At 64.1% G+C, this 12,706-nt stretch carries 10 protein-coding genes; 7 read left to right on the forward strand and 3 right to left on the reverse strand.

Annotation, left to right across the window (positions count from 1 at the left end; translation table 11 throughout):
• Positions 1-74: 74 nt before the first annotated feature.
• From P7C00_RS20500 to P7C00_RS20515, 4 genes are read left to right on the forward strand one after another with little or no spacing between them, the layout of a single operon-like run.
• The gene (locus P7C00_RS20500; RefSeq protein WP_346635254.1) at positions 75-1,496 is read left to right on the forward strand and encodes a cytochrome ubiquinol oxidase subunit I; all 1,422 of its coding nucleotides are present in this window, start codon (positions 75-77) and stop codon (positions 1,494-1,496) included.
• A 16-nt stretch (positions 1,497-1,512) separates the two neighbouring features.
• On the forward strand, positions 1,513-2,529 hold the full coding sequence (cydB, locus tag P7C00_RS20505) for a cytochrome d ubiquinol oxidase subunit II (RefSeq protein ID WP_346635253.1): 1,017 nt from the start codon (positions 1,513-1,515) through the stop codon (positions 2,527-2,529).
• Complete coding sequence (locus P7C00_RS20510) at positions 2,516-2,656, forward strand: hypothetical protein (protein WP_404937250.1); 141 nt, start codon at positions 2,516-2,518, stop codon at positions 2,654-2,656. The genes cydB and P7C00_RS20510 overlap by 14 nt, the downstream gene beginning before the upstream one ends.
• Positions 2,649-2,804 carry a DUF2474 domain-containing protein gene (locus P7C00_RS20515; RefSeq protein WP_346635251.1) on the forward strand — a complete coding sequence of 52 codons (156 nt, stop codon included), beginning with the start codon at positions 2,649-2,651 and terminating at the stop codon, positions 2,802-2,804. Before P7C00_RS20510 ends, P7C00_RS20515 begins: the two co-directional genes overlap by 8 nt.
• 58 nt (positions 2,805-2,862) lie before the next feature.
• Here the strand turns inward: P7C00_RS20515 and P7C00_RS20520 are convergent, their stop codons facing one another.
• The 3 genes from P7C00_RS20520 to P7C00_RS20530 all read right to left on the reverse strand — a co-directional run bounded on the left by P7C00_RS20520 (position 2,863) and on the right by P7C00_RS20530 (position 7,392).
• Positions 2,863-3,837 (reverse strand): Dyp-type peroxidase, encoded by a 975-nt coding sequence (locus tag P7C00_RS20520; RefSeq protein WP_346635250.1) that lies wholly within the window; start codon positions 3,835-3,837, stop codon positions 2,863-2,865.
• 127 nt (positions 3,838-3,964) lie between these two features.
• Positions 3,965-6,250, reverse strand: coding sequence for an FdhF/YdeP family oxidoreductase (locus tag P7C00_RS20525; RefSeq protein WP_404937251.1), 2,286 nt, complete (start codon positions 6,248-6,250; stop codon positions 3,965-3,967).
• A gap of 248 nt (positions 6,251-6,498) precedes the next feature.
• Positions 6,499-7,392, reverse strand: coding sequence for a DMT family transporter (locus P7C00_RS20530; RefSeq protein ID WP_404937252.1), 894 nt, complete (start codon positions 7,390-7,392; stop codon positions 6,499-6,501).
• A 132-nt stretch (positions 7,393-7,524) separates the two neighbouring features.
• On the opposite strand from P7C00_RS20530, the gene P7C00_RS20535 reads away from it, so the two are divergent.
• The 3 genes from P7C00_RS20535 (at position 7,525) to P7C00_RS20545 (ending at position 12,588) form a co-directional block, all read left to right on the forward strand.
• Positions 7,525-7,962, forward strand: a complete 438-nt coding sequence (locus P7C00_RS20535) for an Lrp/AsnC family transcriptional regulator (RefSeq protein WP_346635247.1) — start codon at positions 7,525-7,527, stop codon at positions 7,960-7,962.
• Between the two features lie 293 nt (positions 7,963-8,255).
• Positions 8,256-8,897, forward strand: a complete 642-nt coding sequence (locus tag P7C00_RS20540) for a response regulator transcription factor (RefSeq protein ID WP_346635246.1) — start codon at positions 8,256-8,258, stop codon at positions 8,895-8,897.
• 37 nt (positions 8,898-8,934) lie between these two features.
• Positions 8,935-12,588: an ATP-binding protein gene (locus P7C00_RS20545; RefSeq protein ID WP_404937253.1), complete on the forward strand. Its 3,654-nt coding sequence runs from the start codon at positions 8,935-8,937 to the stop codon at positions 12,586-12,588.
• Positions 12,589-12,706: the final 118 nt, after the last annotated feature.

The raw sequence follows: 12,706 nt of genomic DNA on the forward strand, positions 1-12,706 counted from the left end.
CCGCCGCGAGCCCATGGGTTCGCGACGGCCGCGCAGTGCCTGCTCGGGCATCAAGCCAATACGAGGGTATCGTCATGTTTCATCTACAGGCGCTCGACCTTGCACGCATCCAGTTCGCGTTCACGGTCTCGTTCCACATCATCTTTCCCGCCATCACCATCGGCCTGGCCAGTTTCCTCGCGGTGCTCGAAGGGCTGTGGCTCAAGACCCACAACAGCACCTACAAGGACCTGTATCACTTCTGGTCGAAGATCTTCGCCGTCAACTTCGGCATGGGCGTGGTCTCCGGGCTGGTCATGGCTTATGAGTTCGGCACCAACTGGAGCCGCTTCTCGGACTTTGCCGGGAGCATCACCGGCCCCCTGCTGACCTACGAGGTGCTGACCGCGTTCTTCCTTGAAGCAGGCTTTCTCGGGGTCATGCTGTTCGGCTGGAACCGGGTCGGCCGCGGGCTGCACTTCTTCGCCACGGTGATGGTGGCCATCGGCACCCTGATCTCGACCTTCTGGATTCTCGCCTCCAACAGCTGGATGCAGACGCCCCAGGGCTTCTCCATCGTCGATGGGCGGATCATGCCCATGGACTGGCTGGCGATCGTGTTCAACCCGTCGTTCCCCTTCCGCCTGGCGCACATGGCGATTGCCGCGTTCGTCGCCACGGCGTTCTTCGTCGGATCAAGCGCCGCCTGGCACCTGCTGCGGGGCAACGACACGCCGCCGGTGCGCAAGATGCTGTCCATGGCGCTGTGGATGGCGCTGATCGTGGCGCCGATCCAGGCGGTGGTCGGTGACGCCCACGGCCTCAACACCCTGGAACATCAGCCGGCAAAAATCGCCGCCATCGAAGGCCACTGGGAAAACCACGGCAGCGAACCCTCGCCCCTGGTGCTGTTCGGCATTCCCAACATGGACGGCGAAAAAACCGACTACGCCGTGGAACTGCCCTACCTGGGCAGCCTGATCCTGACCCACAGCCTGGACAAGCAGATCCCTGCGCTCAAGAGCTTCCCCAAGGAAGACCGTCCCAACTCGGCCATCGTGTTTTTCAGCTTCCGCATCATGGCCGGGCTGGGCATGTTGATGATCCTCACCGGGGTCCTGGGCCTGCTGTTGCGGCGTAACGGCGCGCTGTACCGCAACCGCCTGTTCCTGCGCCTGGTGCTGTGGATGGGCCCCACCGGCCTGATCGCCATGCTGGCGGGCTGGATCACCACCGAAGTCGGGCGCCAGCCCTGGGTGGTGTACGGCCTGCTGCGTACCAGCGACGCCGCGTCCAACCACAGCGTGACCCAACTGAGCATCTCCCTGGCGCTGTTCGTGGTGATCTACTTCTCGGTCTTCGCGGTGGGCATCGGCTACATGATGAAGCTGGTGCGCAAGGGCCCGCAGCCCCACCACGAGCACCCGCCGACCCACCCTGTCGGCCAGGAGCCAACACCGCGCCGTCCACTGTCCGCCATCGCCGAGACCTTCGCGTCCAGCGACCACCACCACTGAAACAAGGGATATCGACATGACGATTCAAGGCATAGACCTGTCGTTGATCTGGGGCGTGATCATTGCCTTTGGGGTGATGATGTACGTGATCATGGACGGCTTCGACCTGGGGCTGGGGATTCTCTTTCCGCTGATCCCCGATGCCCGGGAACGGGACGTGATGATGAACACCGTGGCCCCGGTCTGGGACGGTAACGAGACCTGGCTGATCCTCGGTGGCGCAGCGCTGTACGGGGCCTTCCCCCTGGCCTACTCGGTGATTCTCGAAGCCCTGTACCTGCCGCTGATCTTCATGCTGGCGGGGCTGATCTTCCGCGGTGTGGCCTTCGAGTTCCGCTTCAAGGCCAGCCCGCAGCAGCGGCATATCTGGGACTGGGCCTTTATCGGCGGCTCGCTGCTGGCGACCCTGTGCCAGGGCATTGTGATCGGCACTTACATTTCCGGCATCGCGGTGGTCAATCGCCAGTTCGCCGGCGGCTCCCTGGACTGGCTGGCACCCTTCCCGCTGTTCTGCGGCCTGGGGCTGATCGTGGCCTATGCGCTGCTGGGCAGCACCTGGCTGCTGGTCAAGACCGAAGGCATGCTCGAAGCGCGCATGCGCCACTACACCCGGCCCCTGGCGTTCGCGCTGATGGCGGTGGTGGCGGTGTTGTGCGTCTGGACCCCATTGCTGCACCCGGAAATCGCCACCCGCTGGTTCAGCCATGCCCATATCGTGATCTTCGGTGCGTTGCTGGTGCTGGGCCTGCTGGCGTTGTGCGGGCTGCTGGGGACCTTGCGCCAGCATCATTCCCACTGGCCGTTCGTGTTCACCCTGGTGCTGGTGTTCCTCGGCTACATCGGCCTGGCGTTCAGCATCTGGCCGAACATCGTGCCGCCGTCCATCAGCCTGTGGGACGCGGCATCGCCCCTGTCCAGCCAGTTGTTCATCCTGATCGGCACCCTGTTCATCCTGCCGATCATCCTGATGTACACCTGCTGGAGCTACTACGTGTTCCGCGGCAAAGTGAGGATTGGCGATGGCTACCACTGATCGAGCAAAGGCCCTGACCAGCCAGCCCTGGCACAGGCAAGTGGCGCAGTTGAGCCTGCTGTTCTTTGGCCTGGTGCTGATGCTCGCCTGCAGCGGCGCACTGATGCTGGAGCTGGCTCATGGATAAGATCACGACCCGGCCGGCACAACCGGCACCCGGTTGGCAGCGCCTGCTGTGGATGTTCGGCATCTGGCTGAGCAGTGTCATCGGCCTGGGGCTGGTGGCCGGCCTGTTGCGGCTGCTGATGCAGGCCGCTGGAATGCACAGTCACTGAAGATGGCTGCATAACGCCTGGAACCTCGGCCCGCAGCAGCGGGCCGGGGTTCTGTCGTTTACTGGCCGGCCGCGGCGCGCTCGGCCAGGTCTTCCAGCAGATCGGCGGACGGCACGAAGAACAGCCCGCCGGTGACCGCGGTACTGAAGTCCAGCAGGCGATCGTAGTTGCCCGCCGGGCGACCGACGAACATGTTCTCCAGCATCTGCTCCACCGGCCGTGGCGAACGGGCGTAGCCGATGAAGTAGGTGCCGAACTCCCCCGCGCCCGGACGGCCAAAGGGCATGTTGTCGCGCAGGATCTTCACCTCCTCGCCGTTCTCTTCCAGGGTGGTCAGGGAGCTGTGGGAACAGCTGGGTTTGACTGAATCATCCAGTTCGATATCCGACAGCTTGGTGCGGCCGATGATGCGTTCCTGAGCCTCGACCGTCAGCTCGTTCCAGGCCGCCATGTTGTGCAGGTACTTCTGCACCAACACGTAGCTGCCATTGCAGAACGACGGGTCTTCGTCCCCGATCAGGGTGAAATCCACGGCCTCGCGGCCTTCCGGGTTCTCGGTGCCGTCGACGAAGCCAACCATGCTGCGCATGTCGAAATAACGGAAGCCCTGGACCTCATCCACCACCTTGACTGCATCCCCCAGGGGCTTGAGCAGTTGTGTGGCCAGCTCGAAGCACAGGTCCATCTGCTCGGCACGGATATGCAGCAGCAGGTCGCCCGGGGTGGAGGGCGCACGGCGGCCTTCTACGCCCACTTCACGGAAAGCGTGCAACGACGCCGGGCGCGGGCCGCCGAACAGCCGGTCCCAGGCATTGGAGCCAAAACCGCAGACACAGGACAGATTGCCCCCCGGCACGCGCTTGCCCACCGAACGGGTCAGAGCGGCGACATCGGCGCACCACTCACGCACGGTTTTCGCCGCGCTGGCGCCGGGGGCCAGGGTGGCGACGATAAAGATGGCGCTACGGGTGATGGGGTTGCAGATGGCTTGCGGCTCGGGCAGACGCTCGGCCATGGATGAAAGGTCGGTCATTGATGGTTTCCACAGGCTGCGGTCGAAAAAATCACCGACAGGAAAATAGCAGATTGTGGCCGTGGCGAGGGCGCTTGCTGCCGCTGCGCGACCGAGCGCAAGCAAGCTCCCTCGCCACATCGGCGGTTCAGGAGGCGGCGCTGCCCAGGGTCGAGCGCAGCACCCGCACCGGCACCGATTTGTAGGACGGCGTGCCGCTGTCCACATCCAGGTAGTCCAGGGGCACCAGGCGGTTGGCTTCGGGGTAATAGGCGCCCACGGTGCCCGGGGCGATCTTGTACTCGATGGCGGTGATGTTTTCGTAACGCAGCCGACGCCCGCCGATGACCGTCTCGATGTCCACCAGATCGCCGTGGGCCAGGCCACGGGCGGCCAGGTCCCCTGGGCTGATGAACAGCACGTCGCGCCGGCCGAAGACCCCGCGATAGCGGTCGTCCAGGGCGTAGATGGTGGTGTTGTACTGGTCGTGGCTGCGCAGGGTGATCAGCCGCAGCACATCGGCGCCGTCCACTTCCTTGTCCTCGTGCAGCCCGGGGAAGACGAAGAACTCGGCCTTGCCCGAGGGCGTCAGCCATTGGCGTTCGGCCGCCGCCAGGGGCATGCGGAAACCACCCGGTACACGGATGCGGGCATTGTAGCCGTCGAAGCCGGGCACGGTCTGTTCGATCAGGTCGCGGATCTTGTCGTAGTCGGCCACCAGTTCCAGCCAGGGCACGCGGCTGCCGGGCAGCGTGGCCTTGGCCATGCCGGCGACAATCGCCGGTTCCGAGAGCAGCAACGGCGACGCCGGGGTCAGCTTGCCCGCCGAGGCGTGGACCATGGACATCGAGTCCTCCACGGTGATGGCCTGGCGCAGACCGTCCTGCAGGTCCAGCTCGGTGCGGCCCAGGCAGGGCAGGATGAAAGTCTCCTTGGCCACCAGCAAATGGCTGCGGTTGAGCTTGGTGGCCACGTGAACGCTCAGGTCGAGCTTGGCCATGGCCGGGAAACACTGGCCAGGGTCCGGCAGGGCCACGGCGAAGTTGCCCCCCAGGCACAGCAGCGCCTTGGCACTGCCGGCAATCATCGCTTGCATCGCCTGCACCGCATCATGGCCGTGGGCCGAAGGCGGCTTGAAGCCGAACGCCTGTTCGAGCTTGTCGAGGAACGCTTTCGAAGGCTTCTCGGTGATGCCCACGGTGCGGTTGCCCTGCACGTTGGAATGCCCGCGCAACGGGCAGATCCCCGCCCCCGGCTTGCCCAGGTTGCCCCGCAGCATCAGCAGGTCGCAAATCAACCGCACATTGGCGGTACCTTCGTTGTGCTGGGTGATGCCCATGCCGTAGGTGACGATGGTGGCATTGGACTTGGCGTAGGCCGCGGCGACCATTTCCAGGTCCGCCTGGTGCAGGCCGCTGGCCTGTTCGATGTCCGCCCAGGCGGTGGCGTGCAGATCCGCCACCAGGGCCTCGAAGCCCAGGGTGTGCTCGGCGATGAACGCCTTGTCGAGGACTTGCCCGAGGCTGTCCTCCAGGGCCAGCAGGGCCTTCATGATGCCCTTGATCGCCGCCGCGTCGCCGCCGGCCTTGACCTGGAAGTACGACGAGGCAATGCGGGTCGAGCCGTAGGTGGCCATCTCCACCATGTTCTGCGGGTCGGCGAAGCGTTCCAGGGCACGCTCGCGCAGCGGGTTGAAGACCATGATCGGCACCTTGCGCCGCGAGGCTTCATGCAGGGTGCCCATCATCCGCGGGTGGTTGGTGCCCGGGTTGTGGCCGATGGAAATGATCAGCTCGCAGAAATCGAAATCCTCCAGGGACACCGTGCCCTTGCCGATGCCGATGGAGCGCGGCAAACCGACACTGGTGGGCTCGTGGCACATGTTCGAGCAATCGGGAAAGTTGTTGCTGCCGTATTCCCGGGCGAACAGTTGGTACAGGTAGGCTGCTTCGTTGGAGGCGCGGCCGGAGGTGTAGAACTCCACCTGCTCGGGTTGCAGGCCGCGCAGGATCTGGCCAATACGCTCGAACGCCGCCTGCCACGCTACCGGCTTGAAAGTGTCGCTGACGCGGTCATAGACCAGAGGCTCGGTGAGGCGGCCCAAGTCTTCGAGCTGGTAGTCGGAGCGCTGCAACAGCGAGGTCAGCGGATGCTCGGCGAAGAAGGCCGGGGTCACGCGTTTGTTGGTGGCTTCCCAGGTCACTGCCTTGGCGCCGTTTTCACAGAACTGGAAGGTCGACTTGTGCTCCTTGTCCGGCCAGGCACAGCCGGGGCAATCGAAGCCGTCGGGCTGGTTGGTGCGCATCAGGGTCAGCGGCGCCTTGAGGGTATCCATCTGTTCGCGCACCGCGGTGGCGGTGGCCTTGAGTGCACCCCAGCCACCGGCGGGGCCATCGTAGTTGCGGATTCCGGGAACCTTGCGTCGAGTGCTCATGATCGCTCCAGGGCCGACCCGGCACGACGCGAGTCGGTGGTTGCGGATGATCGAGGCGTACCCGGGCGAGTTGCCAGGGGCCTGGATCACCGGGGGAAAGTGCGTGGCCAATCGGCCGACACTGGATAAAAACTAGCGCTGCACCCCGGCCTGTCAAGGTCAGGTGCCGACCGGTACAGGCGCGGCACTACCCCCCAGGCCAGCGGGCGTGGAACCCATTGCAGGTCTGCGCCCTGCGTCCCCTGCGCTCATTGCAAAACGCCGCGCCGGCGCTTCAGGGTCCAGCCCTGCTGCATGCCGGCGGCGGCCAGCAGAATCGCGCCGACGCCCACCCATTGCAGCAGTCCCAGGCGATGACCGAAAGCCAGCCAGTCGACGAAGATCGCCGCGATCGGATAGATGAAGGACAAGGCCCCGGTCAACGCCGTCGGCAACTTCTGAATCGCCCCGTACAACAGCACGTACATCACCCCGGTATGCACGATGCCCAGGGTCAGCAGGCTGGCCCAGGCCGTGGCCTGCTGGGGCGGCGCGCCGAGGTTGGCCCAGGGCGCCAGCAACAGCACCCCGGTGCAGACCTGGATCAGCGCAATCAGGTGTGGCGGCGTACCGCTCAGGCGCTTGATCAGCAGCGCGGCAAAGGCATACAGCAACGCGGCGCCCAGGGCCAGGGCGATGCCCAGCAGGTAGTCGTTGCCGGTTTCGCCCTGGGCGCCGTGGGCACTGACGATGGCCAGCATCCCGGCAAAGGACAGGCACAGCCAGAACAGCTTCTGCGGGGTGATCTTCTCCCCCAGGAACAACGCCCCCAGGGCCACCAGGATAAAAGGCTGGACGTTGTACACCGCGGTGCCAATGGCAATCGAGGCTCGGGAATAGGAGCCGAACAACAGCACCCAGTTACCGACAATGGCCACGCCACTGAGCACCGCCAGGATCAGCGTGCGCTTGGTCAGAATGTTCTTACGAAGAAAACCGAAAGCGCCGCAAATCAGCAGCAAGGCCCCGGCGCCGAACAGGCAACGCCAGAACACCACGTCCAGTACCGGTTGCCCGGACACCAGGACGAACCAGCCGATGGTTCCGGAAATCAGCATGGCGGCGGTCATTTCCAACGATCCGCGACGAGTCAGTGCATCCATCATCAAGCTCCTCTGGCAGTGGGCAAATTATGCCCAGCGCGAACTGACCATCGCCAGTTCAAAACCTAGGCTAGACTGCCACAAGGCCTTTTTTATCAAGGCAAAATAGCCATCCAACCTAACGAGATCGCCATGCTTGATGCCATCGACCAGGCACTGATCAGTGCCCTGATGCAGGACTCCCGCCGCTCCCTAAAGGCCCTGGCGCAGATCAGCGGCCTGTCCGCTCCCAGCGTCGCCGAACGTTTGAAAAGACTGGAAGAACGCGGCGTGATCAGCGCTTATACCCTGGAGATCGATCCAAGACTTCTGGGCTACCAGTTGCAGGCCATCGTCCGCATTCGTCCCTTGCCGGGCAAACTGCAGGAAGTGGAACGGCAGATTCTGGCGATTGCCGAGTTCACCGAATGCGACAAGGTCACCGGTGACGACTGCTTTATCGCCCGCCTTCAAGTGCGCTCCATGGAACAGCTGGACACCCTGCTGGACCGCCTCAACCATTTCGCCGAAACCAACACCGCAATCATCAAGAAGTCGCCAATCAAACGGCGTTTGCCGCCCCTGGAGTGACGGGGTTGCCCCGGGCACCAAAGGCTGTAGATCCGACAGGGAAAACACCGATGAAACGTCTGTACTAGAGGCGTTTCTTGCAAGATCTTTAGTAATTCCCCTACAACTTCTCAGGAAATTTCCTGGCAAACATAAGACGATTCTTAAAGTGCCAAAGACGTCTTTTTGGCGTCAATTTCAGTGATACCCTGCGAATCCTCTGACGACCCCACAAGCAAAATGCCCGCTCCTTGATAGGAAGCCGCGCGTTTTTGTGGGCTCATGCCTGTCGAAAAGCCGAGTAAACAAACACGATGCCGATCCGCGTCCAGATAGCCGATGACCATCCCCTGACTCTGATTGGGATTCACACCCTGCTGGAAAGCCGTGCCGACCTGGAGGTCGTCGCTCAGGCCCACAGCGTGGAAACCCTGCTGGAGAACCTGCAGCGCCAGCCCTGCGACCTGCTGCTGACCGACCTGATGATGCCCGGTGGCGACCAAGTGGACGGGATTCGTCTGATCCGTCGCCTGCGTTCGCTCTATCCAAAACTGGCGATCGTGGTGATCACCATGCTCGACAACCCGGCGCTGATCAGCAGCGTGCTCAAACTGGGGGTCCAGGGGCTGGTGAGCAAGCGCGGGCTGCTCAATGACCTGCCCAAGGCGGTCGCCGCCAGCCCGCGCTCGCCCTTTGTCTCGGCCTCGATCCAGCACTTGCTGGACACCAGCACCGCCCTGCACGGCAAGCCGCTGATGCAACCGGAGCAACTGTCCGCGCGGGAGATCGAGGTGCTGCGCCTGTATGGCACCGGCATGAGCATCGGTGCCATCGCCCAGCACCTGTGCCGCAGCAAACAGACCATCAGCACGCAAAAAAGCAGCGCCATGCGCAAGCTCGGCCTGGACACCTCGGCCAGCCTGTTTCTCTACATCCAGGAACACGGCCTTTCCTGAGCCGCCCCGTGCGGCAGAATCCCGGAGCTTCCCCCCTATGCCCCTGATTTCGCTTTCCTTCGTGCGCCGGAGGATGCAGCGCTTTTGCCTGCTGCTCATTCCCCTGGCGCTCCTGGGCACGCTGCCAACCGCCTGGGCCGACAACCCGGACACCGCGACGGACGGCAACCTGCCCTTGAACAAGCTGCTGGCGATGCGCAACAGCCTGCCGCGCAAAACCCTCAAAGTGGCCCGCATCGTGCCGCCCGACCGGCCTCTGGAGAGCGCCGGCAATCAGGTCCTGAAGTCGATCTCCGATGACTACCTGAAGCTGATCGGCGAACAACTGGACCTGCACTTTCAGAGTGTCGAGGTGCCCTCGCCCCAGGCCGCCGTGGAAGCTCTGCTGGAGCACCGGGTCGATTTGCTGGCCCGGGCCACCGAGTTCGAAGAAGCCAACCCGAACCTGCGCCTGAGCCTGCCCTACCTGCGCAACCAGCCGATCATCGTCGGCCGCACCAGCGACCAGAGCCTGCCCCTGGACCTGCAGAACAAGCAGGTGCTGGTGCTGGACAACTACCTGCAACCGGAGCAGGTCCGCCAGGCTTACCCCCAGGCGCTGATACGCAGCGTGCGCACCACGGCACTGGCCTTCGAACAAGTGGCCCAGGGCGAGGCCGATGCCTTTATCGGCGATCAGTTCCGCGCCAACCTGTATCTGCAGGCACGCCCGGACCTGGCCCTGCACAACAAGTTTTCCGCGCACCTGCCCACCACCGGTTTCGCCTTTGCCGCGCGCCGCGACGAGCCCACCCTGCTGGCCCTGCTCAACCATGTGCTGCACAGCATTCCCGAGACACAGAAACTCAAGGTCCAACAGCACGCCAGCCACGGTCCCTTCCCCTATTCGCCCACTGATGCCTTCATGCTCAGCCCCCAGGAACTGGCGTGGCTGAAGGACCATCAGCAGATCAACCTGCTGGCCCAGGAAGCACCGCCGTACCTGTATCGCAACAACGACGGCGAGTGGGCAGGACTGAGCATCGACCTGCTGCAGACCCTGGCCAGCTCGTTTCGCCTGAAACTGAACATCCAGCCCAGCCTGTCCCGGGCCAACGATCTGGAACAGTTGAGCCAGGGCCAGGCCGATCTGACCAGCCGCACCCTGGGCATGGTCGACGGCGCGCGCGGCGTGCGTTTCAGCCAGCCCTATGGCACTCGCACCTGGACCTTCATCATCCGCACCGGCGACAGCTCTCCCAGTTCCCTGGAAGCCCTGGAAGGCCGCAAGCTTTCGCTGTCGCGCTATCACCCGCTGTATGACCATTTGCGCCTGCGCTACCCCAAGATCCAGCTGCTGCTCACCGAGAACTACCAGCAGTCCCTGGACCTGGTGCTGCAGCGCCGGGTAGACGCCACCCTGGACACCCCCAGCGCCAGCCAGACCCAACCCGGAGCGGGCCTGCAATACGGCCTGTCGATCAAGGCCACGCCCAGCCCCCATCAGTTCGCCGTGGCCGCAGGCTCCGGCGAATTGCTGAGCATCCTCAACAAGCTGCTGGACTCACTGTCGCGCACCCCGCAGAGCGATATCCAGGTGATCGCCGAACGCCCCCGGGACAACTTCTGGGAATGGGCGGCCGAACAGGCCTGGCACATCGGCATCGTGGCGCTGGTGATCTTCGTCCTGTCCCTGGTGTGGAACTGGCGACTGAAGATCCAGGTCAAGGAGCGGATCTGCGCCCAGACCCGGCTGCAGGACAAACTGGCGTTCCAGTTCTCCCTGCTCAACGGCCTGCCGACTCCGCTGTACGTGTGCGACCTGCACGGACGCTTGAGCACCTGCAACCGCGCCTACGAAGAGTTTTTCTCCACCGCCGAGGATCTGGTCCAGAACTGCCTGCCCACCGAACAGCCGAACATGCCGGCAGACTTCGCGCAGATCCTGCAGGACGAACACCGGCAACTGCTGAACAACCACCGGCCGCGCTTTCTCGACACCAGCCTGGTGATCAAGGGCGAGCAGCGCTACCTGTATCAGTGGCTGGTGCCGTTCTACAACGCCCGGGGCCAGTTGCAAGGGCTGCTGGGGGGTTGGCTGGATATCTCCGAACGCAAGCACCTGGAGATCAAACTGCGTGAAGCCAAGCAGGTGGCACTCAAGGCCAGCGCCGCCAAGAGCGAGTTCCTGGCCTCCATGAGCCACGAACTGCGCACCCCGCTCAATGCCCTGGTGGGCCTGCTGGAGCTTGAAACCAGCGGCCGCAACACGCCCTCGCACAACCTGCGGGTGGCCCAACAATCGGCGACGTCGATGATCGACCTGATCGGCAACATCCTCGACCTGGACAAGATCGAGAGTGGCCTGATGCAACTGGCCCCGCACCCCACGGCACTGGAACCGCTTTTGACCAACAGCCTCGGCCTGTTCGCCGCCCAGGCCCGGGAAAAGAACCTGCAACTGCACTTCGACTACCAGGCCGACCGCCAGCGCCTGCACTGGATCGACTCCCTGCGCCTGCAGCAGATCTTCCACAACCTGATCAGCAACGCGCTGAAGTTCACTGACCACGGCAGCATTCAGGCCCGGGTCAAGGAAATCCCGCTGCGCGAAGGCGTGAGCCTGCTGACCCTGAGCGTCTGCGACACCGGCATCGGCATTCCCCAGGCCTTGCAGCCCCTGATCTTCGAGCCCTACCGCCAGGCCAGCGCCCGCACCGCACACCTGTACGGTGGCTCGGGCCTGGGCCTGAGCATCTGCAGCCAGCTGGCCCAGTTGATGGACGGCCACATCTGGCTGGAAAGCGAACCCGGCCAGGGCTGCTGCGTGCATGTGGAACTGCCCCTGAGCTGGCAGTTGCCCCTGGCGCCGTCACCCGAGCCGCTGACGCCACAACAGCAAGCCGCCGAATCGCTGCGGGTGCTGGTGGTGGACGACGTGTCCACCAATGGCCTGGTGCTGACCCTGCAACTGGCCCGCCTGGGCCATCAGGCCGAGCATGTGTGCAGCGGCGAGCAGGCCTTGCTGGCCCTGAGCGAATCGCCCTACGACGTGCTGATCAGCGACTGCAACATGCCGGACATGGACGGCTATGCCCTGACCCGTGCGGTGCGCGAAGACGAGCGGCGCCGGGGCACGCCAGCGCGCCTGATCATCGGCTACACCGCCAGCGCCCTGAGCAACGAGGCCACCCAGTGCTCCAACGCCGGGATGAACGATTTGATGATCAAGCCGGTGACCCTGGCGCGTCTGCGGGAAGTGCTCGGCAGCCATGCCCCGGCTGACGAGGATGTGGAGCACGAGCGCTCGTTCAACCTCGACCACCTGGACGAAGTGGGCAAGAACAGCTCGATCCTGCGCCGACGCATCCTTCTGGAACTGACCAAGAACCTGCAGCAGGAAATCGCCCAGTTGCGCGAAACCGATCTGACCGCGGCGCCCCAGACCATCGGCGACCTGAGTCATCGCCTGACGGGCGTGGCCTGCCTGATCGATGCCAGCGAAATGGCCGCGGCCTGCCATGGGCTGAGGCAGGTCAATGTCCAGCAGCCTGACGCCGTGCGCCGCTGCCAGGCCAGGCTGCTGGCGTCCATGGAACGCATCTTCGAACAGGCCAAGGCCGACCTGGCTGCCCTGCGTCAGCCCCTCAGGCCCTGGTCCCGGGGTATCGCCCGGGCGCCCCTGGTGCACTCTCGTACCCGTCCCATGTGAACCGACACTCACCCGTCCTACTCTGGCGCCTGCTTTCGGGGGGCGCCAGACAGGGATGCCAGACTCAACTTGAGCTCGTCCATCCTTCCCCACGATCGCCTGTTGAATCCAATAATTT

Source organism: Pseudomonas sp. JDS08PS003 (genome assembly GCF_045013505.1).
GTDB classification, from domain to species: domain Bacteria; phylum Pseudomonadota; class Gammaproteobacteria; order Pseudomonadales; family Pseudomonadaceae; genus Aquipseudomonas; species Aquipseudomonas protegens_B.

What these genes read in the sequence shown, in the direction of transcription:
- P7C00_RS20500 (WP_346635254.1), top strand. Translation starts at nt 75, where the DNA reads ATGTTTCATCTACAGGCGCTCGACCTTGCACGCATCCAGTTCGCGTTC.
- cydB (WP_346635253.1), top strand. Translation starts at nt 1,513, where the DNA reads ATGACGATTCAAGGCATAGACCTGTCGTTGATCTGGGGCGTGATCATT.
- P7C00_RS20510 (WP_404937250.1), top strand. Translation starts at nt 2,516, where the DNA reads ATGGCTACCACTGATCGAGCAAAGGCCCTGACCAGCCAGCCCTGGCAC.
- P7C00_RS20515 (WP_346635251.1), top strand. Translation starts at nt 2,649, where the DNA reads ATGGATAAGATCACGACCCGGCCGGCACAACCGGCACCCGGTTGGCAG.
- P7C00_RS20520 (WP_346635250.1), bottom strand. Translation starts at nt 3,837, where the DNA reads ATGACCGACCTTTCATCCATGGCCGAGCGTCTGCCCGAGCCGCAAGCC.
- P7C00_RS20525 (WP_404937251.1), bottom strand. Translation starts at nt 6,250, where the DNA reads ATGAGCACTCGACGCAAGGTTCCCGGAATCCGCAACTACGATGGCCCC.
- P7C00_RS20530 (WP_404937252.1), bottom strand. Translation starts at nt 7,392, where the DNA reads ATGGATGCACTGACTCGTCGCGGATCGTTGGAAATGACCGCCGCCATG.
- P7C00_RS20535 (WP_346635247.1), top strand. Translation starts at nt 7,525, where the DNA reads ATGCTTGATGCCATCGACCAGGCACTGATCAGTGCCCTGATGCAGGAC.
- P7C00_RS20540 (WP_346635246.1), top strand. Translation starts at nt 8,256, where the DNA reads ATGCCGATCCGCGTCCAGATAGCCGATGACCATCCCCTGACTCTGATT.
- P7C00_RS20545 (WP_404937253.1), top strand. Translation starts at nt 8,935, where the DNA reads ATGCCCCTGATTTCGCTTTCCTTCGTGCGCCGGAGGATGCAGCGCTTT.